The following is a 23,826-nucleotide window of genomic DNA, read 5'->3' as shown; positions in this document are numbered from 1 at the left end:
ACGTCCATCGGAGATAACCCGAGGTCGTGCGGGCACCATTCCTCGCTCGGCCTCTCAGTGAGGAGAGCAGTGCCAGGTAAGGCCCGCGTACACGAGTTGGCTAAAGAACTCGGTGTCACCAGTAAAGAACTACTCGCACGGCTCAAAGAGCAAGGCGAGTTCGTCAAGTCCGCATCATCCACGGTAGAAGCGCCAGTTGCGCGTCGTGTCCGTGAATCCTTCCCGGCCGGCAAGCCGGATTCCGCTCCGGTCACCGGTTCTTCCAATGGCGCACAGGCCAGCGGCAGCGACCAGGCCAGTGGCAGCGCACCGAAGCCTGCCTCGGCTGCCAAGCCCGGTGGACCTCGTCCGGGACCGAAGCCGACCCCGCGCCCGACTCCTGCTGCTCCCGTGGCACAGGAACCGGTAGCCCCAGTCGCGGCCGAGGCTCCCGCAGCGCCGGTCTCGACCCCAGCGTCTGCACCGGCCGCTCCTGCACCGGCCGCTCCGGCACCATCCGTTCCGGCCCCCGCTGCCCCGGCAGAACAAGCTCCCGCAGCATCGGCCGTCGTGACTCCAGAGGCCACAGCGGCGCCTGCCCCGGCAGGTCCCAAGCCAGGCGCACCCGGCCCCAAGCCTGGTCCAAAGGCTCCGCGTGTCGGTAACAACCCGTATTCGTCCGCTCCCGCCGAGCGTCCTGCCCCGCGCCCCGCGCCGGGTGCACCACGCCCGGGTGGTAGCAGTCGACCCGCTCCCGGTCAGGGTGGACCTCGTCCGGCAGCTGCGGGCGGTGCACGTCCGGCCGCTGGTCAGGGTGCGCCTCGCCCAGCAGGACCCGGCGGACCTCGTCCGAGCCCGGGTTCGATGCCTCCTCGTCCCAACCCCGGCGCGATGCCGACCCGTTCGGCACGTCCGAGCCCAGCGGCAGGTCGCCCCGGCGGCCGTCCCGGTGGTGCTCCAGGTGGTCGTCCCGGTGGCGCAGGCGCCGGCGGTTACCGCGGTGGCGGCGCACCGGGTGCTCCAGGTGGAGCTCCCGCAGGTGGTGCTCCCGCAGGTGGCTTCCGCGGTCGTCCCGGCGGCGGTGGCCGTCCAGGTCAGCGCGGTGCAGCTGCAGGTGCTTTCGGTCGACCCGGCGGAGCAGTTCGTCGTGGCCGCAAGTCGAAGCGTGCAAAACGCGCCGAGTACGAGAGCATGCAGGCACCCGCTGTCGGTGGCGTCAGGTTGCCACGCGGCAACGGTGAGACCATCCGTCTCGCCCGCGGCGCGTCGCTGTCCGATTTCGCGGACAAGATCGATGCGAACCCAGCAGCACTCGTACAGGCCTTGTTCAATCTCGGCGAGATGGTCACTGCCACTCAGTCCGTGAACGACGAGACCCTCGAACTGCTCGGCGGCGAGATGAACTACGTCGTTCAGGTCGTCAGCCCCGAGGACGAAGATCGCGAACTGCTCAATGCGTTCGACCTCACCTACGGCGAGGACGCCGGTGGTGAAGAGGACTTGGAGCAGCGGCCTCCCGTCGTCACGGTCATGGGTCACGTCGACCACGGCAAGACGCGACTGCTGGACTCGATCCGAAACACCACGGTCCGCGAAGGCGAGTCCGGTGGCATCACCCAGCACATCGGTGCTTACCAGGTGCTTACCGAACTCGAAGGCAACGAGCGTTTGGTTACCTTCATCGATACACCGGGTCACGAGGCCTTCACGGCCATGCGTGCTCGTGGTGCCAAGGCAACCGACCTCGCGATCCTGGTTGTTGCAGCCGACGACGGTGTCATGCCGCAGACGGTCGAAGCGATCAACCATGCGCAAGCTGCAGATGTCCCGATCGTGGTGGCGATCAACAAGATCGACAAGGAAGGCGCAAACCCGGACAAGATCCGGCAGCAGCTGACCGAGTACGGACTTGTGGCCGAGGAATACGGCGGCGACACGATGTTCGTCGAGATCTCGGCGAAGCAGGGCACCAACATCGACGCACTTCTCGAAGCTGTGTTGCTGACAGCAGATGCCTCACTGGATCTGCGTGCCAACCCGGATATGGACGCTCAGGGTGTCGCCATCGAGGCGCACCTCGACCGTGGTCGTGGACCGGTTGCCACCGTGCTCATCGCCCGCGGAACGTTGCGTGTCGGTGACTCGATCGTCGCCGGTGACGCCTACGGTCGTGTCCGTCGAATGGTCGACGAGCACGGCGAAGATGTCATCGAAGCACTGCCGTCCCGTCCGGTACAGGTCATCGGCTTCACGTCGGTGCCCGGTGCAGGCGACAACCTGTTGGTCGTCGACGAGGATCGCATTGCCCGTCAGATCGCCGATCGACGCAACGCTCGCAAGCGCAATGCGCTCGCCGCGAAGTCTCGTAAGCGCATCAGCCTGGACGATCTCGATGCAGCGTTGAGGGAGACTTCACAGCTGAACTTGATCCTCAAGGGTGACAACTCGGGAACCGTCGAGGCTCTCGAAGAGGCACTGGTCGGTATCCAGATCGACGACGAGGTCGAACTGCGCGTCATCGACCGCGGCGTCGGCGGTGTCACGGAGACCAACGTCAACCTGGCGTCGGCATCGAACGCGATCATCATCGGATTCAACGTTCGAGCGGAGGGCAAGGCCACTGAGCTGGCCAACCGTGAAGGCGTCGACATTCGGTACTACTCGGTGATCTACCAGGCCATCGACGAGATCGAAAGCGCGCTCAAGGGCATGCTCAAGCCGGTCTACGAAGAGGTTGCGCTCGGCCAAGCCGAGATTCGTGCAATGTTCCGTTCTTCGAAGGTCGGAAGTATTGCCGGTTGTCTCGTCACCTCGGGTACCATCCGTCGCAATGCGAAAGCACGATTGCTGCGTGACAACAAGGTGGTTGCCGAGACCGTCACCATTTCCTCGCTTCGGCGGGAAAAGGAGGACGTGGTCGAGGTGCGCGAGGGCTACGAATGCGGTCTTACCGTGACGTACTCGGACATCAAGGTAGGCGATGTCGTCGAGGCGTACGAGCTCCGTGAAAAGGCTCGCGACTAGTCGATTCGCAGCAGTAGTGCCGTAGTGGAGCATTGGGGAGTAACACTGCACTAGATCGAGGGGCCGGCGGCGGTATGTCAGTACCGCCGCCGGCTCTTCGCTCGAACCTGAGTAAGGATGGCCGCGTGTATCTGGGGGCGCTCGAGTTGGACGTGTTGTTGGGCGACGTTCGTTCGCTCGCTGAGAAACGTTCGAAGGTCGATCCTGTTCTCACGGAGTTACACCGCTTCGGGGTTTCGGCTGAGGAGACGGGCGAGCTCGGGCGTTTTCGGCGGTCGTTGTTCGGAATTGCAGCTGCCGGTTCGGATATCGACGGATTGCACGACAAGCTCGACGAATGCGAACGGCATATCGCGGAGCGGCAAGATCTGGAATTGTTGGCGGTCAGAAGAAGAATTTTCGGTCCCGAGGACTGACTCGGAACCATATGAGGAGCGTGATTGACATGGTGGATCCAGCGAGAGCTCGCAAGCTTGCCAAGCGAATTGCCGCCATCGTCGCCACGGCGATCGATCATGAGATCAAAGATCCCCGTCTGGCGTTCGTGACCGTCACCGACTGCAAGGTGACAGCGGATCTGCACGACGCAACCGTGTATTACACGGTGATGGGCGAAGACTTGGATACGGCCCCCGATCTGCAGGCTGCATCTGCGGGGTTGGAGAAGGCCAAAGGTGTACTCCGGTCGAAAGTCGGTGCAGGGACCGGTGTTCGCTTCACGCCGTCGTTGACGTTCGTGACCGATACCGTTCCGGACACTGCGCGGCATATGGAAGGACTTCTCGAGCGCGCGCGCCTCGCCGACAGTGAAGTCGCCAGAGCGGCAGCATCAGCCAAGCCTGCGGGTGAGGCAGATCCATACAAGGCACCGCGGGAGACGGTCGACGGTTCCGAGTCGACCGACGTGGACTGATAGAGGTGACGACGACTCCGGGGGCCCGGCCTGAGGCCGAGACGCAGGACGAATTCGCGCATGCGATAGATCTGTTGGAGGCAGCCGAATCCGTCACCGTGTTGTGTCACATCCATCCGGATGCCGACACAATCGGTAGCGGTCTCGCGTTGGGTTTGGTTCTGGCGCGTCGCGGAGTGGACGTGCAGGTGTCGTTTGCGGCGCCTGCCGAGCTGCCGGGGTCGATGGACGCTCTACCGGGCCGCGAGCTGTTGGTTCCGGCCGAGGACGTCCGGGTCGACGTCGATCTCGTGGTCACGGTCGATGCCGGGAGCAAGGGGCGCCTCGGGGCGCTATCCGACCGAATCGATGCTGCAGATGCCACCCTCGTCATCGATCATCATCGGTCCAATACCCGCTTCGGCACCTGGAACGTGGTCGATGAGAACGCGGTGTCGACCACCGCGGTGATCGCTCGGCTGTTCGACGCATGGAACGTCGACATCGATCGGGACCTTGCTGAATGTCTGTTTGCCGGGCTTGTCACCGACACCGGATCGTTTCGTTGGGTGCAGCCCGGCTCTCATACGCTTGCCGAACGCCTTCTTGCGACCGGTATCGACGGGGCTGCGCTGACGCAGAAGTTGCTCGATACGCACCCGTTCGCGTGGTTGCCGATGTTGGGATCGGTTCTCGGAGCGGCAGAGCTGGTCCCGGACGCGGCGGGCGGACTGGGGCTCGTCTATACCGCGATCCTGCGCGAAGACTCCGCAGGCCTCCGCCCGGAAGAGATCGAAAGCGTCATCGACATCGTTCGCACCGCGACCGAGGCCGAGGTGGCGGCGGTTTTCAAACAGCAGAGTGGTGATGACTGGACGGTGTCGTTGCGCGCGAAGACACAGGTCGACGTTTCCCTTGTGGCAACGTCTCTCGGTGGGGGAGGTCATCGTAAAGCTTCGGGCTATACGGCTACTGGTTCCAAGTCCGACGTCGTCGCGTCCCTGATCGCCGCACTCGGTTGATCGATCTTGGTTGAGCCCACTGCTCCAGTGGAGGCGTCTCCGCGCAGAATCCTCGGTTTGGCCCTCCCCGCACTCGGTGTCCTTGCGGCTGAACCGTTGTACTTGCTTTTCGACGCGGCAGTGGTGGGCAGGCTGGGTGCGCTTCCGCTCGCTGGACTGGCCGTCGGCGGTCTGGTTCTGACTCAGGTCAGCACGCAGCTGACGTTCCTGTCGTACGGCACAACTGCGCGTGCCGCTCGAATGCACGGTGCAGGACGCGAGAAGGACGCGGTCGGTGAGGGCGTCCAGGCGACGTGGCTCGCCGTTGCGCTGGGTGTGGCGATCGTTGCCGTGATGCAATTGCTGGCAGCTCCGGTTCTCTCTGTCATCGGCGGCGGCGGTGAGATCGCCGAGGAAGCTACCGCGTGGTTCCGGATCGCTGTCTTCGGTGTTCCTTTCATCCTGATTTCGATGGCGGGCAACGGGTGGATGAGGGGTGTTCAGAACACCAGGAGGCCGCTTCGTTTCGTAGTTTTCGGGCTATTGGTCTCGGGCGTGCTCTGCCCGATGTTGGTACACGGTCTGCTGGGGTTTCCGCGACTGGAACTTCTCGGGTCGGCGGTAGCGAATCTGGTGGGCCAGTCGATCGCAGGGTGTCTGTTCATTGCCGCGATTTCGCGTGCAGGGGTTCCGCTTCGGCCGAGGTGGTCGGTGATGCGAGTGCAGTTGATTCTCGGTCGTGATCTCGTTCTGCGTAGCTTGGCGTTCCAAGCGTGCTTCTTGTCGGCTGCCGCAGTGGCATCCCGGTTCGGAGCTGCTGCTGTCGCTGCCAATCAGGTTGTCCTGCTGCTGTGGAATCTCGTGTCGTTGACTCTCGATTCTTTGGCCATCGCGGCTCAAACACTCGTAGGTGCTGCACTGGGGAAAGGCGACGTCCGTGGTGCCACCAAGCTGGGTTGGCGATTGACGGCGTGGTCGACCATGTTCGCGATCGTCCTGGCAGCGGTGTTCGCGGCCGGTATGCCGGTGATTCCCGAGCTGTTCACCACAGACCCAGCCGTGGTGGATCAGATGCACTCGATCTGGTGGATATTCGTGGCAATCATTCCGATCGCCGGAATCGTGTTCGCCCTCGACGGAGTTCTGTTGGGTAGCGGAGACGCAGCCTTCCTCCGGACCGCCACCCTGGTATGCGCCCTGCTGGGTTTTCTGCCCTTCATCTGGTTGTCTCTGGCGCTGGACTGGGGATTGGCTGGAATCTGGGTCGGTCTCGGAGTTTTCGTGTCGCTGCGGGCGATCGCGGTGGTGCTGCGGACACTCTCGGGTCGGTGGGCGCTCGCGGGCGCCGACATTCAACGCGACGCCGGATGAATAGCAACTTCCTGGCTCTTGACGACGAAGTAGACCTCCATACCCGGTGACAGATCCAGTTCCGAGACCGCCGCCGCGGTCACGTCCGCGACGAGACTCTGGCCGCCGTGGGTACCCCGAACACGAACCGTCGCGCCGTGCACGTCCATCGCGGCGATCGTGACGGGGAGAACGTTGCGCGGACTGGCATGCGGTTCGGTGAGATGCACTGCCACTGCGGACGGGCTGAAGACAGCCACTGCCGCGGCACCCGATGGCGTCGTACTGTGTCCGTGAACCGTCAGGCCATGCGCGGTGCTCAACGAACCTGAAGAATCCGCAGCACCGAGAACCAAGTTCACCCCGGCGATCCGAGCGGCGAATTCACTGCGTGGCGCGGTGAGAATGTCTGTGGTCGGTCCGCGCTCGACGATTCGGCCGGACTGCACGACCACAATCGTGTCGGCCAAAGCGAGCGCATCGAGGAGGTCGTGGGTGACGATGAGTGCGGTGCGTCGTTGCTCACGCAGGACGGTTCGAAGCAATCGGCGCAGGACGGGTGCGGTGGCTACGTCCAATGCGGCCATCGGCTCGTCGAGGAGTAGTACGCGCGGCTGTGCCGCGAGTGCGCGCGCGAGAGCAATGCGTTGCGCTTGCCCGCCCGAGAGCTGCGAGGGCCGTCGGTCCGCAAGATCGAGTGCATCGACTGCGTCGAGCCAGGTTCGTGCAATCTCTCTCCCTTTGCGACGACCGACCCCCCGGCTGCGGGGCGCGAACGCAACGTTGGCTTCGGCGTCGAGGTGAGGAAACAGGAGGGCGTTCTGTGACAGCGTGGCCACGCCGCGGGCATGCGCTGGAACGAAGATGCGTTCGGCGGTGTCGGTCACTACGTCGTCACCGATGGTGATCCGTCCGGAGTCGGGCCGGAGCAGACCTGCCACGAGCGAGAGCAACGAGGACTTTCCGGCCCCGTTCGGTCCGAGAATCGCGATGACCTCGCCGTTCTCGACATCGAGGGTGAAGTCCAGGTTTCGTTCGGCGACTTCGGCGACGAGGCTGATTCGGCTCACAGGGCCCCGACCAAACGTCGCCCACGTGCGGCGACGACGACGACTGCCGCCACCACGATCAGCAGGAGTGACAACGCCACGGCGGCATCTGGGTCGGTTTCGCGCTGCAGGTAGATCTCCAACGGCAGGGTTCGCGTGACTCCCTCCAGCGATCCTGCGAACGTCAATGTCGCACCGAATTCCCCGAGGGCACGCGCGAATGCGAGAACGGCCCCCGACACCAGTCCAGGCAGTACGAGCGGGAGCGTCACCCGGCGCAACACCGTCGTCGGACGAGCCCCCAAGGTGGCGGCGACCGTCTCGTACCCGCGTCCTGTACTGCGCAGTGCTCCTTCGAGGCTGACGACCAGAAAAGGGAGCGAGACGAAGGTCTGGGCCAGCACCACCGCCGTCGTAGAGAATGCGATGCCGACGCCCCACGCCTCCAGTGACTCGCCGAGGAGGCCGAGTCGACCGAAGGTGTACAGCAAAGCAATTCCGCCGACGACGGGTGGAAGGACGAGTGGAAGCAGCACCAACGCTCGGAGAATGGACTGACCAGGAAACTCCGCTCTGGCCAACACCAGTGCCATCGGGACGCCGACAATGATGCACACGGCGGTGCTCGTCGCTGCCGTCCGGAGACTGAGGAGTAATGCCGTTCGTGATGATTCCGAGGAGACGAGGGCGATGAAGTTCGGCCAATCGATCTTCAACAGAATGGCCAGCAGCGGGGTGACGACGAACAACGCACCCAACGCTGCGGGGACGAAGATCCACCTGGGCAGACCGACACGGACCTCGTTGCTGCCGCGGATTCCTCTTCCGGAGCGCCTCGGTTTCACCTCGACAGACGCATTCATTGTTCTTCGAATCCCGCTTCGACGATGACCGTTGTGGCCTTGACCACGGCAACAGCAATTCTGCCCGGCTCGAGACCCAGCGTGCGCACCGATTCGGTGCTCATGAGCGATACGACGGTGAACGGTCCGCATTGCATCTCGACCTCGCTCATCACGGTATCGGACGTCACTGCGGTCACCAGACCGACCAATCGATTGCGTGCCGAACTTCCCGAGCCAGTCGGATCCGGGGGAGGCGTTGCCTGCTCGCGCGCGAACGCAGCCAGGGCGGCACCGTCGACTACTTTTCGACCAGCGTTGTCCTTGTACGCGACGAGTGTTCCGTTGTCGATCCATCTACGTACGGTGTCGTCACTGACGCCGAGGAGTGCGGCCGCGTCTTTGATTCGAATCCGTGAATGCGGCATGAACAGAACTCTAGAGCAGCAGGTGCGTAAAGGATCGAGGCGAGCTACCGACGTCGACGGGTATTGACGAATCGAGCGAGGAACGTCGCCGCAAGTAGTGCGATCGCGCACACGACTGCGGTGATCACAAAACCGGAGACGAAGTTGTCCGAGGCGATCCCCGCTAGAACGGAGGCCATGACAGTGAGGACCAGCCCTGCTGTGAGGCCGGATTTCTCGGATGCGGAAAAGTTGTTCATAGGTCGACAGTGTCTCATCCGGCACCCTGTCCGATACCGCTCGGGAATCCGAAGGGAGGATGGGGTGTTGGTTGTCTACCGAATCGACAACCAGTTCAGAAGATCATTTCATCGGGAAGGAACACGGCCTGTGACGGCAAAGCTCTGGGCAGTGAGTGACATCCACATCGGTCACCGAGGAAATCGCCCGGTCACCGAGGATATTCACCCCGAATCACCGGAAGACTGGTTGATCGTCGCGGGAGACGTCTCGGAGAAAACCGACGACATCAAGTGGGCACTCGAGTTGCTCAGAAGTCGATTCGCCAAGGTCATCTGGGTACCCGGCAACCACGAACTGTGGACGACGGTCAAAGATCCAGTGCAGATTCACGGTGCTGCGCGGTACGAGTACCTGGTCAATCTGTGCCGTGAGATCGACGTCGTCACGCCCGAAGACCCCTATCTGCTGTGGGAGGGCGAAGGCGGACCAGCGAGATTGGTGCCGATGTTCTTGCTGTACGACTACTCGTTTCTCCCTCGTGGGGCCGTGGACAAGGAACACGGTCTTGCGATCGCGCGAGAGAAGAATGTCGTCGCCACCGACGAGTTCTTGCTCTCGTGTGAGCCGTACGCCAGTCGAGACGCATGGTGTCGAGCCCGCATCGAGAGCACCAGGACCAGACTCGACGCCCTCGATCCGTCGATTCCCACGGTGTTGATCAACCATTTTCCTCTGGTGCGACAGCCCACCGAGGTGCTTTTCTACCCGGAGTTCGCGTTGTGGTGCGGTTCTACTCTGACCGCTGACTGGCATACGCGCTACAACGCCCTGTGCGCGGTGTACGGGCACCTCCACATCCCTCGTACGACGTATTACGACGGGGTGCGATTCGAGGAAGTCTCGGTCGGATATCCACGGGAATGGCAGCGGCGCGGGCTGCCCGACAACGTGCTCAGACAAATACTTCCCGTGCCGGAGTATCCCGAGGGCACCTTGAACAAGTGGGGCGGACACTTCAAGGTGACACCCGAGATGGAAGCCGAAGTCGAGAAGATGAGGTCTGAGCAGTGATCGAGTCGATCCTTCCCAATGGCGTCGTCGCCGCCGAATTGTTCGCTGACCCGCCGGGGCTGGAGCCGCATCCGCTCGAAGCTCATCTGGTCGCCAAGGCCGTGGACAAGCGCAAGCGGGAGTTCAGCTCTGCGCGCCACTGCGCCCGCCTGGCGATGGGCAAGCTGGGTGTCGATCCAGCGCCGATCATGCGAGGAAGTTCGGGCGCCCCGCAATGGCCGAGGGGAGTGGTCGGGAGCCTGACGCATTGTGACGGATATCGCGGTGCAGTCGTGGCGTATTCGATGCAGGTTCGTTCCGTCGGAATCGACGCCGAACCACACGATGCACTACCCGACGGGGTTCTCGATGCCGTGAGTCTCGAGGCCGAACGAACATGGCTACGCACCGTGTCCGGTGATACCGACGTGCACTGGGATCGGTTGCTGTTCTGCGCCAAGGAAGCGACGTACAAGGCGTGGGAACCCTTGACCGGTCGATGGTTGGGTTTCGAGGATGCGCACATCACGTTCGAGCGCACCGGTTCAGGCGGCGACGTCTCCGGAACCTTCCGCTCGCGTCTCCTCGTGTCCGGTGAAACCATCGACGGGCCGCCACTGACATCGTTCGACGGCAGATGGCTCGTCTCCGACGGTCTGATCGTCACCGCGATCGCAGTGACGTAGCGATCCACCCGGGGCAGAAGCCGCCTGGCACAATGAACTCTCGTGTCTTCACGCGGAAAGCTGTCCTCCGGTCTCGTCGGTGCCGGGTTGTTGATCGTGGACAAGGGGCCAGGGGTCACCAGCCATGACGTCGTCGCCTCCTGTCGCAAACTTCTGCACACTCGGAAGGTGGGGCACGCGGGCACGCTCGACCCGATGGCCACTGGTGTGCTCGTCCTCGGGATCGAACGCGCTACGAAGATGCTGGGGCTTCTCGCGTTGACCACCAAGGAATACACGGCAACGATCCGCCTCGGGCGGAGTACCACCACCGACGACGCCGAGGGTGAGACCATCGCGGATGCGTCGGCGCACTCGGTGAGCGATTCGGCGCTTCGAGAGCAGATCGGTCTCCTGTCCGGGGACATCGAGCAGATTCCGGCGAGCGTCAGTGCGATCAAGGTGGACGGGCAACGCGCCCACAAGCTGATACGTGCAGGTGAGGAGTTCACCCTGCCGGCTCGAAAGGTCAGCGTGACGAAATTCGACTTACTTGCCCGGCGAGATGTACCCGATACCGGTTTCGTCGATCTCGACGTCGACGTCGAATGCACTTCGGGGACCTACATTCGCGCGCTCGCGCGTGACCTCGGTGCCGCTCTCGGTGTCGGCGGCCACCTGACCGTGCTGCGGCGCACGCGAGTGGGACCGTTCACTCTGGAGCATGCTCGCACGCTCGAGGAGCTCGCGGAGAACCCTGGAGTCAGCCTCGACATCGACGAGGCCGCGCGCACAGCTTTTCCGCACCGGCAGCTCGACGCCGATGAAGCAGAATCGGTCAGCCAGGGCAGATGGTTGGATCCGGTGGGGATCGATGGCGTGTATGCAGCGATCGACCCATCGGGGCACACCATCGCCCTGCTGCAAGAAAAAGGCAAGCGCGCAAGCTCGGTGCTGGTCGTTCGTCCGGCAACCTTGCGCGGTCACTAGCGGGTCGGGATCATCCAGATCGCTTCGGCTGCACGTTGACCGAGATCGATGACGCCCTTGTCGGCACCGTGATGGTCCAATTCGATTTCCACCGTTCCTGCATAGTCGCGTCGTTCGCGGACGGCGATCGGCAGATCGAGCGTGATGCCCACCGAGTCGAAGTAGCGCAACATCGCCGGATCGGCATCGGAAATCCGGGCGACCAGCCCGCGTTGGCCGTCGGCGTAGTCGCTCAGGCGGGTGGCTTCGGGTGACGCTATTTCGCCGTCCACCGACGGAATCGGGTCACCGTGTGGATCACGTTCAGGGAAGCCGAGTTTCGCGTCGATTCGCGACATCATCAGGTCCGAGACCGCATGTTCGAGTATTTCTGCCTCGTCGTGCACTTCGTCCCAGCCGTAGCCGAGTTCTTGCACGAGATAGGTCTCGATCAGTCGGTGCCGTCGAACCATCGCAATGGCCGCGGTGCGTCCTCTGGCGGTGAGAGAGATAGCCCCGTAACGAGCGTGGTCGACCATGCCTTGATCGGCCAGCTTGCGGATCGCCTCGGACACCGTCGAGGCGGAGACACCGATGCGTTCGGACAGCATCTTGGTACTGACGACGTCTTCGGTCCACTCGCCGGCGGTCCAGATCACTTTGAGATAGTCCTGCGCGACAGCCGACAGCTGCAATTCTTCCGCGAGGTTGTCTGCTGCAGCCTTGTTACCTGCAGTGTTCTTGTTACCTGCAGTGTTTTTGCCGCCGGTGTTCGGGCTGACCGTTTGCTCCACCACGCGAGAAAGCTTAGCTTCCCGCCGGTTGGCTCGCCGCCACGTCGTCGGAGCGTCGGAAATAGCGGGTGATCAACCCCTGCGATGGGCTGAACAGATAGGCGAGGATGAACACGAAGCCCTGCGACAACACGACCGTGCCGCCCGAGGACACGTCGAGATAGAAGCTCACATAGATGCCGACTATCGCGCAGCCGACGGCGATGCTCGGGGCGAGAACGAGCATCCGCCGGAAACGATTGGTCAACAGGTAGGCCGTCGCTCCTGGCGTGATCAGCATCGCGACGACGAGAATGACGCCGACTGCTTGGAGTGCGACCACCGTCGTCAACGCGAGCAATGTCAGCATCGTCGCCGAGATGACCGTGGGTGAGATACCTACCGCACGCGCTTGTGTCCGATCGAAGGCGAACAGCGTGAAGTCGCGACGCTTGAGGACCATCACCAGCAGTGCGAGACCGCCGAGGACGAACACTTGCAGCATGTCCGATTGCGATACTCCGAGGAGATTGCCGAAGAGGATGTGGTTCAGGTCGATCTGGCTCGGGAACTTCGAGATCAGCACGACTCCGAGCGCGAACAATGTCGTGAAGACGACGCCGATGGCCGCGTCCTCCTTGACCAGAGTGGTGTTGCGGACGAGCCCGATAGCGCCGACGGCGACGAGCGCGAACAACAGTGCCCCGATCGCGAAGGGGGCGCCGAGCAGATACGAGAGTGCGACGCCAGGCAGTACCGCGTGTGAGACCGCGTCGCCCATCAACGACCAGCCGATGAGCACCAACCAGCAACTGAGTACGGCACAGACGATGGACGCGGTGACCGTCACGAGCATGGCGCGTTGCATGAATGTGTACTGCAAAGGTTCGACGAAGAAGTCGACGAGGTCCATGGTCAGCTCACTTCCGACGTGCGGGAGGTTGTGCGTGAAAGTGGATCGACACCGAAGGCCAATGCGAGGTTCTCCGGTTTCAATACCTCCTCCGGTTTTCCGTGCATCAACACTCGTTGCTGCAGCAGGACCGCCTCGTCGCACAGGTCCGGCAGCGCGTGGAGATCGTGCGTGGACACGAGTACCGAAGCGCCTGCCGCGGTGAGTTCACGCAGCAATCTGGTGATCGTGGCTTCGGTTCGTTTGTCGACCCCGGCGAAGGGCTCGTCGAGGAGTAGTAGCGAGGCTTCCTGGGCGATGGCTCTGGCAACGAATGCCCGCTTGCGCTGGCCACCCGACAGCTGTCCGATCTGGCGGTCGGCGAGTTCGGTCAGGTCGACTCGATCGATTGCGTTCTCCACCGCCGATCGATCACGTCTGCGCGGGCTTCGCATCCAGTTCTGTTTCCCGTAGCGGCCCATCATGACGACGTCGCGGACGCTGATCGGGAAGGACCAGTCCACTGTCTCGCTCTGCGGCACGTAGCTGACCGTGCCCGCCTTGCGTGCATCGGCAGGGGCTCCGCCGAAGATGGAGATGGTGCCGGTGTCCGGTCGAACTACACCCATGATGGCTTTGAACAGTGTCGACTTTCCCGACCCGTTCATCCCCACGAGGCCGCAGACGCGACCGGCCTCGAGCGTCAACGATGCGTCGACAAGTGCGGTGATGTCTCGATATCGGACGCCGACTCCGGTGACGGTCAGTGCGGCAGGCTTCGTGTTCATCGTCGTGTCCCCAATAACGCATCGGTGATGGTGCGGGCGTCGTAGGTCAGTAGGTCCAGATAGGTGGGGACGGGTCCGCCCTCCTCGCTCAACGAATCGACGAAGAGGGTGCCGCCGAAGCGCGCACCGGTGTCCTCGGCGACCTGTCGCTGAGCTTTGTCGGACACCGTCGATTCGCAGAACACCGCCGGTACGTCGTTGTCTCGAACGAAGTCGATGGTGGAGACGACCTGCTTCGGGGTGCCTTCCTGTTCGGCGTTGACCGGCCATAGATATGCCTCTTGAAGGTCGAAGTCGCGTGCGAGGTAGCTGAATGCGCCCTCGCATGAAACCACTGCGCGTTCGTTGGGAGGCAATGTGTCGAGGTCGGCGCGGAGTCGGTCGCCGACCTCTCGAAGCTGGGCTTTGTAGGACTCGGCGTTCACGCGATAGTCCTCGGCGTGCAGTGGATCGAGATCTTCGAATGCGGACGCGATGTTGTCGACGTAGACCTCCGCGACCTTCGGTGACATCCACGCGTGTGGATTGGACTTCCCCGCATATGCATCGGCACGGATGTAGACAGGTTCCACGCCGTCGCTCACCACTGCATGTGGGGCGGAGACGCGCTCGACGAACTTCTCGAACCACGATTCGAGTCCCAGCCCGTTGTCGAGAATCAGTTCGGCTTGTTCGGCGGTACGAAGATCGCCGGGGGTCGGCTCGTAACCGTGAATTTCTGCGCCTACCTTGGTGATCGACTCGACGAGCAGATGCTCACCTGCCACGTTGCGCGCCATGTCGGCGAGGACGGTGAATGTCGTGAGGACCAACGGTCTGGGGTCCTCGCTGATGGCTGTGTTCTCGCCGGCGACAGTTCTAGCGCATCCTGCGAGCACGCCGACCGACATGACCACGGCTGTGACTAGGCTCAACATGGACATCGTGGAAAATCTTCCTCGGCGAAGAAATAAGTTCGGCACACCGAAATATTGACAGAACGTCGAGATGTTTGTCTAGACCTGAGTCGAGCGACACACCGATCCGAAAGTGACCCCGAACTCGGGGGGCCGTAGGCTTCCCCTCGTGCAGAGATGGCGAGGTCTCGACGATGTACCTGCCGACTGGGGCCGTTGTGTTCTCACGATCGGTGTTTTCGATGGCGTGCACAGGGGGCACGCGCAACTGATCAGCCGCGCGGTGAAGTCCGCGCGGGAACGCGGAATTCCCAGTGTGCTCATGACATTCGATCCGCACCCGATGGAAGTGGTCCGGCCTGGAACGCATCCGGCGCAACTGACGACGCTGACCCGGCGGGCCGAGCTTGCCGAGGAGCTCGGTGTCGATGTGTTTTTCGTCATGCCGTTCACGCCCGAGCTGATGAAGCTCACCCCCGAGCGCTACGTCCACGAGATTCTGGTCGAGCGACTTCACGTCGCCGAGGTGGTCGTGGGGGACAACTTCACGTTCGGCAAGAAGGCGCTGGGCAATGTGGATCTTCTTCGTGCAGTCGGCGAGCGATTCGGATTCGCGGTCGACGGCGTCAGCCTGCTCGCGGAGCATGCGGTCACGTTCTCGTCCACCTACATTCGCTCGTGCGTCGATGCCGGCGATGTCGCTGCGGCCGCGCTGGCACTCGGTCGTTTTCATCGGGTGGAAGGTGTCGTCGTGCACGGCGACGGCAGAGGTCGCCAGCTGGGCTACCCGACCGCGAACGTGGCACCCCCGATGCATTCGGCGATTCCCGCCGACGGCGTGTACGCAGCCTGGTTCACCGTCCTCGGTCCTGGCGCGATGATCGGGACCGTGACGCCGGGCAAACGGCAACCGGCAGCAGTGTCCGTCGGGACCAACCCCACGTTCTCGGGGCGAACGCGCACCGTGGAAGCATTCGTTCTCGACAGCAACGCGGACCTGTACGGCCAACATGTGGCAGTGGATTTCGTCGAAAGACTCCGAGGTATGGAGAAGTTCGATTCGGTCGATGACTTGATCGCGGAGATGGGACGAGACTCCGATCGAGCCCGCTCGATTTTGTCGCAACTACAGTCCTGGTAGTCTTCTTCGTTGGTGCATGCTGCGGTCCGTGGTGGCTGCACCCGATTCGGTATCTCGCATGCGAGACAATTCGAATTCCCTTTCACGCGGACGTCAGTGATCAGGAGTAGTACCAGTGGCATTGACCACCGAACAGAAGAAGACCGTTCTCGGCGAGTACGGCTTGCACCCGACCGATACGGGTTCACCCGAGGCTCAGGTCGCGATGCTCACCAAGCGCATCGTCGATCTCACCGAGCACCTGAAGATGCACAAGCATGACCACCACTCCCGCCGCGGCCTGTTGCTGCTGGTCGGACGTCGTCGTCGCCTGCTCAAGTACATCGCCAAGGTGGATGTCACCCGTTACCGCTCGCTCATCGAGCGTTTGGGTCTGCGTCGCTAGTTCGACGTCGACGTGCCCGCTCGAGTGCGCGGTCACCGCAATAGTGCAGAAGCCAACGAGGCAGTGCTTAGACTGTCCTCGTTGGCTATCTGTGTATGACCCGAAGTACAGATAGACCAGCAACACTGCGAGTGCATGGGTATTCGCATACCGCCGTGTGTGCCTGAGACGACGTGGCGTCGGTCTTCGGTAGTGGCCTGTCGGGCAAGTGTCCGGCCGGCTTCGATCGATGGCCGCCTCCGCTCGCACCGCTGTCGGAGTTCGAAGGAACACGAGGTTCCCTCGGAACCGACAGAAGGTTCAGTAGGCACGGCAAAGACGAGAGGACGAGAAGAAAAGAATGACCGAAACCACAACGTTGGATGCCGAAGAAGGCATCTTCGAAGCTACAGCCATCATCGACAACGGAACGTTCGGCAAGCGAACGATCCGATTCGAGACCGGTCGGCTCGCGCAGCAGGCAGCAGGCGCTGTCGCGGCGTACCTCGACGAAGACACGATGTTGCTGTCGGCCACCACGGCAGGCAAGCACCCCCGCGAAGGATTCGACTTCTTCCCACTGACGGTTGATGTCGAAGAGCGCATGTACGCAGCAGGACGCATCCCCGGATCGTTCTTCCGGCGCGAAGGTCGCCCGTCGACGGACGCGATCCTGACCTGCCGCCTCATCGACCGCCCGCTGCGTCCGACGTTCGTCGACGGACTCCGCAACGAGATCCAGGTCGTCATCACGGTCCTGAGCCTCAATCCCGCGGATCTCTACGACGTTGTCGCGATCAACGCTGCGTCTGCGTCCACACAGATCGCGGGCCTGCCGTTCTCCGGCCCGATCGGTGGCGTCCGCGTCGCTTTGATCGGCAAGCAGTGGGTTGCATTCCCCACCAACGAGCAGCTCGAGAAGGCCGTGTTCAACATGGTCGTCGCCGGCCGCATCGTCTCGGGCTCAGGTGCTGACGCCGATGTCGCGATCATGATGGTCGAGGCAGAAGCGACCGAGAACGTGATCGAGCTCATCGAAGGTGGCGCCACCGCCCCCAACGAGGCAGTCGTTGCCGAGGGCATCGAAGCATCCAAGCCGTTCATCGCTGCTCTGTGCACCGCACAGCAGGAGCTGGCAGCCAATGCTGCCAAGCCGACCGGCGACTACCCGGTGTTCCCGCCGTACCAGTCGGACGTCTTCGAGGCCGTCGAGTCCGCTGCGAAGATCCCGCTGAACGAGGCATTGACCATCGCAGGCAAGGCCGAGCGTGAGGCCAAGCTCGACGAAATCAAGGCTCAGATCCTCGCGCAGGTTTCCGACAAGTTCGAAGGCCGCGAAAAGGAGATCGGCGCAGCGTTCCGCGCCCTCACAAAAAAGTCTGTCCGCCAGCGGATCCTGACCGATCACTTCCGTATCGACGGCCGCGGTGTCACCGACATCCGTTCGTTGTCGGCAGAGGTCGCGATCGTTCCGCGCACACACGGCAGCGCACTGTTCGAGCGCGGCGAGACCCAGATCCTGGGCATCACGACGCTCGACATGGTCAAGATGGCGCAGCAGATCGACTCCCTCGGGCCCGATACCAGCAAGCGTTACATGCATCATTACAACTTCCCGCCGTACTCGACCGGTGAGACGGGACGCGTCGGTTCCCCGAAGCGTCGCGAGATCGGACACGGAGCGCTCGCCGAGCGTGCAATCCTGCCGGTGCTCCCTAGCCAGGCGGAGTTCCCTTACGCAATCCGTCAGGTATCCGAGGCACTGAGCTCCAACGGCTCGACGTCGATGGGCTCGGTATGTGCCGCGACTCTGTCGCTGCTCAACGCCGGTGTCCCATTGCGTGCACCGGTTGCCGGTATCGCCATGGGTCTCGTCTCCGACGAGGTCGACGGAGAGACTCGCTACGTTGCGCTCACCGACATCCTCGGTGCCGAAGATGCTTTCGGCGACATGGACTTCAAGGTCGCCGGAACCAAGGACTTCGTCACGGCGCTTCAGCTCGATACGAAGCTCGACGGGATTCCGTCGAAGGTCCTCGCCGGCGCGCTGTCGCAGGCCAAGGATGCTCGTACGACGATCCTCGAGGTCATGGCGGAAGCCATCGATACCCCTGACGAGATGAGCCCCTACGCGCCTCGTGTCACGGCGATCAAGGTCCCCGTCGACAAGATCGGCGAGGTCATCGGACCCAAGGGCAAGATGATCAACTCGATCACCGAGCAGACCGGTGCCAACATCTCCATCGAAGATGACGGCACTGTCTACGTCGGTGCAGCGGACGGCCCGTCCGCGCAGGCTGCGATCGATATGATCAACGCCATCGCCAATCCGCAGCTGCCGAAGGTCGGCGAGCGTTTCCTCGGAACTGTTGTCAAGACAACAGCTTTCGGTGCATTCGTCTCGTTGCTCCCGGGTCGCGACGGCCTGGTTCACATCTCCAAGCTGGGTAGCGGCAAGCGGATCAACAAGGTCGAAGATGTCGTCAGCGTCGGCTCGAAGCTTCGCGTCGAGATCGCCGACATCGACAACCGCGGCAAGATCAGCCTCGTGCCGGTGGAGGACGACAACGCCGCTGTGGCAGTCGAAGCTCCGACGGAGTCACCCGCTGAGTAAGAAGACTCAGGACCGAACGGTACGTCCCCTCGGGACGTACCGTTCGGCCGTTTCGGATCACACCGAGCAGTCGCAGGGCGTTCGGCGCACAACGCTGCCCGGTGGTCTTCGCGTCGTCACCGAATTCGTTCCCGGCGTCCGTTCGGCGTCCGTCGGTGTCTGGGTCGGTGTCGGTTCGCGCGACGAACAGCCCAGCGTTGCCGGCGCAGCGCACTTTCTCGAACACCTGTTGTTCAAGTCGACGCCGACACGATCAGCACTCGAGATCGCTCAAGTGATGGATGGCGTGGGCGGCGAACTCAACGCGTTCACCTCGAAGGAAAGTACGTGCTTCTATGCGCACGTGCTCGACGAGGACCTCGGCATGGCCATCGACTTGGTCAGTGACGTGGTCCTGCGGGGGCGTTGTCGCACAGCCGATGTCGATGTCGAGCGTCAAGTGGTGCTCGAGGAGATATCGATGCGCGACGACGATCCCGAAGATCTGCTGGGTGATCTGTTCCTCGAGGCAATGTTCGGCGATCATCCTGTCGGGCGACCAGTGATCGGAACCGTGGAGTCGATCGAGGCGATGACTCGATCTCAGCTGCGTTCGTTCCACACGCGTCGCTACACACCGGAGCGCATGGTCGTCGCGGTGGCAGGAAATGTCGATCACCGTCGGACCGTGGCTATGGCCAAGCGCGCATTCGCCGGGCACCTCGAGTCGGGAGTCACCTCGGTGCCCCGACGCGAAGGCGGAATGCGGCTGCGCACGCGGCCCGAACTGAGATTCATCGCTCGTGACAGTGAGCAAGCGCACCTTTCCCTCGGTGTTCGGGCATTCGGTCGACACGAGGGTCATCGGTGGGCACTGTCGGTCCTGAACACCGCTGTCGGCGGCGGTCTGTCCTCGCGCCTGTTCCAGGAGATTCGCGAGGAACGAGGGTTGGCGTATTCGGTGTACTCCTCGGTCGATACCTTCGCGGACTCGGGCGCGTTCTCGGTATACGCGGGATGCCAGCCAGAGAATCTTGCGGAGGTGACGACGGTTGTGCGTGAGGTGCTGGCAAGCGTTGCCTCCGACGGAATCAGCGACGATGAGTGCGCCAGGGCAAAAGGTTCGTTGCGTGGCGGATTGGTTCTCGGACTGGAAGATTCAGGATCGCGAATGAACCGCATCGGGCGAAGTGAACTCAACTACGGCAATCATCACGACATCACCGACACGCTCGCACGGATCGATCAGGTCACCAACGACGAGGTGCGCGAGGTTGCTCGGGTGCTTCTGTCCAGGCCGTTCGGGGCAGCCGTCGTCGGACCGTACAAGAGCGTTCGTCAACTACCGGCCTCGGTCAAGTCACTCGTACGCTGAAGTGTGGTCGCCGCTGGGAGACGTTGTCACAGCGACAACCGGTGGCGACTGCATCAATTCCCCTGGCCAGGGACTGTGCGCGGTGGAAGGTGAGTGGATCTCGTGTGGTATTGGATCTTCAAGTACGTTCTGATCGGGCCGGTATTGAGGGTCCTCGGGCGACCTCGGATCGAGGGGGCCCACAACCTACCTTCTAATGGTCCGGTGATTCTGGCCGGGAATCACCTCACCGTGGTGGATTCGTTCTTTCTGGTTCTCGTCGTGCCTCGTCGGATCAAATTCGTAGCTAAGAGTGAATACTTCTCGGGTCACGGGATCAAGGGTCGCCTCATTCGCTGGTTCTATACCAGCGCCGGACAGGTTCCCATCGATCGGTCGGGGAGTGGTGCGGGAGAGCCTGCGCTCGAAGCCGCGCGGAAGATATTGTCCGACAATGGCATCTGGGCCATCTATCCCGAGGGGACCCGCTCGCCGGACGGCCGGCTGTACAAGGGGAAGACCGGAATGGCGCGGGTTGCCCTCGAGGTCGGTGCGCCCGTGATTCCTGTCGTGATGTTCGGAACCGAGAAGTTCAATCCGGTCGGGACAAGGCGGTGGCACCCATCGAAGATTGTCGTGAAGTTCGGCGCACCGTTGGATTTCTCGCGGTACAGCGAGCATGCAACACATCGAGCGGTAGTTCGATCCGCGACAGACGAGGTTATGTACTCGCTCATGAAGATGTCCGGCCAGGAGTACGTGGACATCTACGCTGCCGCTGCGAAGGCGACTTCATCGAAAAATATGTAAGGCGTTGGTGAGAATCCTCGGTGACGACTCTGTGAATCATGCTGCCTATCAGTACATTCGACCGCTGCTACGCTAGTTTCGGTGAATGAAACTCACGATAGGGCCTTTCGTTCTTGCCGCAGCCGTGACCGCTCTCGTCTGCGGATGCAGTGATGGCGGTAACGACAAGAGCCCTTCGGCTCCATCCGTCGTCATTCCCACGGCCTCCGCGTATCCACCGGTTCCATCCACCGCAGATCTGAACGAGGAACTGAAACGGGGCTTCGATCCAGCGGTTCCATCGGAGGAAAAAGCTGTATTCATTCAGGGTGCGGAAGATGACCCCGCATTGATCGACCAAGTTGTCTCTGCAGCCGTCACGAACGACGCGACCGTAGTAATTACCGGCGTCGACGATCTAGGCGATGGAACGCTGAGTGCCGGGGCGACATTGACGATCGGTGGTCAACCGAATCCGACGACGATGATCTTCGTGGCCGAGAACGGCGTGTGGAAGCTCAGCCGCGACAACGCCTGCGCAATAGTCGGACTTGCTGGGCTGACATCAGCGGCGTGCCCGGCCGGCTAGTAGCTTCCACGGGACCAGTGCCGATTCGAGTTGTACAGCCAGGCTCATCTTCGATTCGCCGTCACTACGCTCTTCGAACTTGATCGGCACCTCGGCGATCTTCAGGCCGCGTCGAACGGTTCGATAGTTCATTTCCACCTGGAAGGCATAGCCGTTGCTTTCGACCGATGAGACGTCGATTGCCCGAAGAGTCTTCGCATGCCAGGCCTTGAAGCCTGCCGTTGCGTCCTTGACCTTCAAGCGCAGAATCGTGTTGACGTAGAAGTTCGCCCAAGCCGAAAGAGCCTTCCGGTGCCAGGGCCAGTCGCTCGCCACCTCACCGCCCGGCACGTATCGCGACCCAAGGACGACGGCAGCGTCGGTGGTGGTCAGTGTCTCGATCATCGTCGGTATCACTTCGGTCGGGTGGGAAAGATCGGCATCCATCTGTATGACGATGTCGGCCCCGTCGTCCAACGCTTTGGACATACCGGCCACGTAGGCGCGACCGAGCCCGTTCTTCTCGGTGCGATGGAGAACGGTGAGGGGGAGCGGGCCGTTCGCGGCGAGTTCGTCGGCAACCTTGCCGGTCCCGTCGGGTGAGTTGTCGTCCACGACGAGAACGTGCAGATTCTCTACGCCCAGATCCGAGAGCAGCCCCACCAGCTTGGGAAGGTTCTCGCGCTCGTTGTACGTGGGTACGACAACGGTTGTCTTCGGGGCGACGCTTGGATAAGTCACGCTCGTATGATCCGTGATCGGGGTAGCAAGAACCAAATCACAGTCGTCCAACGTCGGTGAACACGCCGGATCGGAGAGCAGGAACGCCGTTGTCGGTGTCGATCTCTCTCACCCTCGAGGCCTGCCATCCGCTAGCTATCGCCTCGCTGCCTCGTACTCCCCGGTCGAATCGGACGTCGTATGGAAGTTGACGGTGTGCGGCGTTCACCGGCTCAGGTCACAGCGGGGGAGGAGAGGTGATCTGTAGTACATACGACATCGATTCGGGGGTGTCGTAGGGGGATGGCCCTTCGGTTGGACCGAGTATCTGCCGCACGATCAACGTGACGATTGCAGCGAGAACTGTCACCGCGACAACTACCGCGACGACGATCAGCAGCCGTTTGGGTCCTCCGAAGAGATCGTTCGAACTCATGGGTTCATCATGCACTCAACGGTGCCGTCGACAACAATCGCGACCGTCAGGGCTAACCGATCGTTTTCAGTTCGGCGACGATTCCGTGATGGTCGGTGCCGTCGACAGTGATCCGTTCGAGAGATGTCGCCTGCATTCCACGGCTGAGGATGTGATCGATTCCGACGAGTGCAGGGTAGGCCTTGTCTGTGGGATACGTAGGGATCACACCGCCGCCGGTGCGCTCTGCTGCGTCGGTGTAGCCCACATCCACGATGTCTCGAAACCTGCTGTGCGACCAGGTCGAGTTGAAGTCGCCGCTCACTATCACTCGGGGTAGCTCCGCGGATGCCGTCACCTCCTGCTTCAGCAGTTCCATTTCCGAGGCCCATACCGGAGTGGGGGACGGGTAGGGCGGTACGGGGTGCACCGAGTACACCCGGATGGGCGGGCCGGTGCCGACGTCGATGTCGGTGGACAGGTTCCACAGCAGAAACGTAGGTAGCTCTCGTTCGTTCGCAAGCGGGAAGCGGCTGTAGATGCCGGCGCCGCCTCCGCCTTCGGGGGTGGGACGGGTGAACTTGTAGGGCAGCAGATCTTCCAGACCCGCGGCGTCGAGGCCACTGAGGGCGCTGTTCGTGAGTTCTTGGACGGTGAGGATGTCGATGTCACGATCGATGACCTCGCGGACGATCTGATCGGGATCGGCCAGCCCGAGCATGAGGTTCGACTGCATGATTCGCAGAGTCGGGCCAGTGGAATCCTCCGATGCTGCGGCGGTCGAGCCGGGGACGTACAAGGGAGCGAAAAGCCCGACCCCCGTCGCGAAAGCAGCCGCCGACGCTGCGAATAGGATCCATCGTCGTCCGAATGCGGCTACAACAGCGCCGATCACCGACGCAGAGAGAAGGAACGGTGTGAACGATGCGAGGGCCACGACATATCGGTTGTCGACCCGGGAAAAGTAGGCAAGCAACCCCAACACCGAGATCGACAGGCAGACCCCCGCTACCAATCTTGTAACTGTTGTCCGCATTGTGCGGATCTTAACCGCACCGTGCG

At 62.3% G+C, this 23,826-nt stretch carries 25 protein-coding genes; 14 read left to right on the top strand and 11 right to left on the bottom strand.

Annotated features, from left to right (window positions below; genetic code table 11):
• Positions 1 to 69 precede the first annotated feature (69 nt).
• The 5 genes from infB to H2510_RS02110 all read left to right on the top strand — a co-directional run bounded on the left by infB (position 70) and on the right by H2510_RS02110 (position 6,267).
• Positions 70 to 3,003, top strand: coding sequence for a translation initiation factor IF-2 (gene infB / locus H2510_RS02130; protein ID WP_186626727.1), 2,934 nt, complete (start codon positions 70 to 72; stop codon positions 3,001 to 3,003).
• A gap of 125 nt (positions 3,004 to 3,128) precedes the next feature.
• The gene (locus H2510_RS02125; RefSeq protein WP_084348950.1) at positions 3,129 to 3,419 is read left to right on the top strand and encodes a DUF503 domain-containing protein; all 291 of its coding nucleotides are present in this window, start codon (positions 3,129 to 3,131) and stop codon (positions 3,417 to 3,419) included.
• 29 nt (positions 3,420 to 3,448) lie between these two features.
• On the top strand, positions 3,449 to 3,916 hold the full coding sequence (gene rbfA / locus H2510_RS02120; protein WP_084348641.1) for a 30S ribosome-binding factor RbfA: 468 nt from the start codon (positions 3,449 to 3,451) through the stop codon (positions 3,914 to 3,916).
• A 5-nt stretch (positions 3,917 to 3,921) separates the two neighbouring features.
• Entirely contained in the window at positions 3,922 to 4,917 is a 996-nt protein-coding gene (locus H2510_RS02115) for a bifunctional oligoribonuclease/PAP phosphatase NrnA (RefSeq protein WP_186626726.1), read from the top strand.
• Positions 4,918 to 4,965: 48 nt separating this feature from the next.
• Complete coding sequence (locus H2510_RS02110; protein WP_397517317.1) at positions 4,966 to 6,267, top strand: MATE family efflux transporter; 1,302 nt, start codon at positions 4,966 to 4,968, stop codon at positions 6,265 to 6,267.
• Here H2510_RS02110 and H2510_RS02105 read toward each other — a convergent pair.
• Genes H2510_RS02105 through H2510_RS02090 form a run of 4 tightly spaced genes read right to left on the bottom strand, consistent with a single transcriptional unit; the run spans position 6,249 to position 8,804 of the window.
• A complete protein-coding gene (locus H2510_RS02105) occupies positions 6,249 to 7,316 on the bottom strand; it encodes an ATP-binding cassette domain-containing protein (RefSeq protein ID WP_186626725.1) in 1,068 nt (355 codons plus the stop codon). The genes H2510_RS02110 and H2510_RS02105 overlap by 19 nt on opposite strands.
• The gene (locus tag H2510_RS02100) at positions 7,313 to 8,158 is read right to left on the bottom strand and encodes an ABC transporter permease (protein WP_186626724.1); all 846 of its coding nucleotides are present in this window, start codon (positions 8,156 to 8,158) and stop codon (positions 7,313 to 7,315) included. Before H2510_RS02100 ends, H2510_RS02105 begins: the two co-directional genes overlap by 4 nt.
• Complete coding sequence (locus H2510_RS02095) at positions 8,155 to 8,565, bottom strand: molybdopterin-binding protein (RefSeq protein ID WP_186626723.1); 411 nt, start codon at positions 8,563 to 8,565, stop codon at positions 8,155 to 8,157. The genes H2510_RS02100 and H2510_RS02095 overlap by 4 nt, the downstream gene beginning before the upstream one ends.
• A gap of 44 nt (positions 8,566 to 8,609) precedes the next feature.
• Positions 8,610 to 8,804 carry a hypothetical protein gene (locus H2510_RS02090; protein ID WP_186626722.1) on the bottom strand — a complete coding sequence of 65 codons (195 nt, stop codon included), beginning with the start codon at positions 8,802 to 8,804 and terminating at the stop codon, positions 8,610 to 8,612.
• Between the two features lie 130 nt (positions 8,805 to 8,934).
• Here H2510_RS02090 and H2510_RS02085 point away from each other — a divergent pair, with 130 nt between their 5' ends.
• The 3 genes from H2510_RS02085 to truB are packed head-to-tail and all read left to right on the top strand — an operon-like array spanning position 8,935 to position 11,492.
• Positions 8,935 to 9,858 carry a metallophosphoesterase gene (locus H2510_RS02085; RefSeq protein ID WP_186626721.1) on the top strand — a complete coding sequence of 308 codons (924 nt, stop codon included), beginning with the start codon at positions 8,935 to 8,937 and terminating at the stop codon, positions 9,856 to 9,858.
• A complete protein-coding gene (npt, locus tag H2510_RS02080; RefSeq protein WP_186626720.1) occupies positions 9,855 to 10,523 on the top strand; it encodes a 4'-phosphopantetheinyl transferase Npt in 669 nt (222 codons plus the stop codon). The genes H2510_RS02085 and npt overlap by 4 nt, the downstream gene beginning before the upstream one ends.
• 42 nt (positions 10,524 to 10,565) lie before the next feature.
• Entirely contained in the window at positions 10,566 to 11,492 is a 927-nt protein-coding gene (gene truB, locus H2510_RS02075; RefSeq protein WP_186626719.1) for a tRNA pseudouridine(55) synthase TruB, read from the top strand.
• Here truB and H2510_RS02070 read toward each other — a convergent pair.
• From H2510_RS02070 to H2510_RS02055, 4 genes are all read right to left on the bottom strand, one after another.
• Positions 11,489 to 12,166 (bottom strand): metal-dependent transcriptional regulator, encoded by a 678-nt coding sequence (locus H2510_RS02070; RefSeq protein ID WP_186627103.1) that lies wholly within the window; start codon positions 12,164 to 12,166, stop codon positions 11,489 to 11,491. The genes truB and H2510_RS02070 overlap by 4 nt on opposite strands.
• A 112-nt stretch (positions 12,167 to 12,278) precedes the next feature.
• On the bottom strand, positions 12,279 to 13,157 hold the full coding sequence (locus tag H2510_RS02065; RefSeq protein ID WP_186626718.1) for a metal ABC transporter permease: 879 nt from the start codon (positions 13,155 to 13,157) through the stop codon (positions 12,279 to 12,281).
• 2 nt (positions 13,158 to 13,159) lie between these two features.
• On the bottom strand, positions 13,160 to 13,924 hold the full coding sequence (locus H2510_RS02060; protein WP_186626717.1) for a metal ABC transporter ATP-binding protein: 765 nt from the start codon (positions 13,922 to 13,924) through the stop codon (positions 13,160 to 13,162).
• Positions 13,921 to 14,847, bottom strand: a complete 927-nt coding sequence (locus tag H2510_RS02055; RefSeq protein WP_397517306.1) for a metal ABC transporter substrate-binding protein — start codon at positions 14,845 to 14,847, stop codon at positions 13,921 to 13,923. The genes H2510_RS02060 and H2510_RS02055 overlap by 4 nt, the downstream gene beginning before the upstream one ends.
• 142 nt (positions 14,848 to 14,989) lie before the next feature.
• On the opposite strand from H2510_RS02055, the gene H2510_RS02050 reads away from it, so the two are divergent.
• From H2510_RS02050 to H2510_RS02025, 6 genes are all read left to right on the top strand, one after another.
• On the top strand, positions 14,990 to 15,961 hold the full coding sequence (locus H2510_RS02050) for a bifunctional riboflavin kinase/FAD synthetase (protein ID WP_186626716.1): 972 nt from the start codon (positions 14,990 to 14,992) through the stop codon (positions 15,959 to 15,961).
• Positions 15,962 to 16,076: 115 nt separating this feature from the next.
• Positions 16,077 to 16,346: a 30S ribosomal protein S15 gene (gene rpsO, locus H2510_RS02045; protein ID WP_084348655.1), complete on the top strand. Its 270-nt coding sequence runs from the start codon at positions 16,077 to 16,079 to the stop codon at positions 16,344 to 16,346.
• A gap of 340 nt (positions 16,347 to 16,686) precedes the next feature.
• Positions 16,687 to 18,939, top strand: a complete 2,253-nt coding sequence (locus tag H2510_RS02040; protein ID WP_186626715.1) for a polyribonucleotide nucleotidyltransferase — start codon at positions 16,687 to 16,689, stop codon at positions 18,937 to 18,939.
• Complete coding sequence (locus tag H2510_RS02035; RefSeq protein WP_261392710.1) at positions 18,899 to 20,293, top strand: pitrilysin family protein; 1,395 nt, start codon at positions 18,899 to 18,901, stop codon at positions 20,291 to 20,293. The genes H2510_RS02040 and H2510_RS02035 overlap by 41 nt, the downstream gene beginning before the upstream one ends.
• Positions 20,294 to 20,395: 102 nt before the next feature.
• Entirely contained in the window at positions 20,396 to 21,082 is a 687-nt protein-coding gene (locus tag H2510_RS02030; protein ID WP_186627098.1) for a 1-acyl-sn-glycerol-3-phosphate acyltransferase, read from the top strand.
• A gap of 85 nt (positions 21,083 to 21,167) precedes the next feature.
• Positions 21,168 to 21,650, top strand: a complete 483-nt coding sequence (locus H2510_RS02025) for a hypothetical protein (RefSeq protein WP_186626714.1) — start codon at positions 21,168 to 21,170, stop codon at positions 21,648 to 21,650.
• Here the strand turns inward: H2510_RS02025 and H2510_RS02020 are convergent.
• The 3 genes from H2510_RS02020 to H2510_RS02010 form a co-directional block, all read right to left on the bottom strand.
• Complete coding sequence (locus tag H2510_RS02020) at positions 21,627 to 22,370, bottom strand: polyprenol monophosphomannose synthase (protein WP_088944702.1); 744 nt, start codon at positions 22,368 to 22,370, stop codon at positions 21,627 to 21,629. The genes H2510_RS02025 and H2510_RS02020 overlap by 24 nt on opposite strands.
• Before the next feature lie 217 nt (positions 22,371 to 22,587).
• Complete coding sequence (locus H2510_RS02015) at positions 22,588 to 22,785, bottom strand: hypothetical protein (RefSeq protein ID WP_186626713.1); 198 nt, start codon at positions 22,783 to 22,785, stop codon at positions 22,588 to 22,590.
• Between the two features lie 52 nt (positions 22,786 to 22,837).
• Positions 22,838 to 23,800: an endonuclease/exonuclease/phosphatase family protein gene (locus H2510_RS02010; protein WP_186626712.1), complete on the bottom strand. Its 963-nt coding sequence runs from the start codon at positions 23,798 to 23,800 to the stop codon at positions 22,838 to 22,840.
• Between the last annotated feature and the right edge of the window lie 26 nt (positions 23,801 to 23,826).

Origin of the sequence: Rhodococcus sp. BP22 (assembly GCF_014281965.1) — a bacterium.
Taxonomy (GTDB): domain Bacteria; phylum Actinomycetota; class Actinomycetes; order Mycobacteriales; family Mycobacteriaceae; genus Rhodococcoides.
This window is presented reverse-complemented; position numbering and strand designations above follow the sequence as displayed.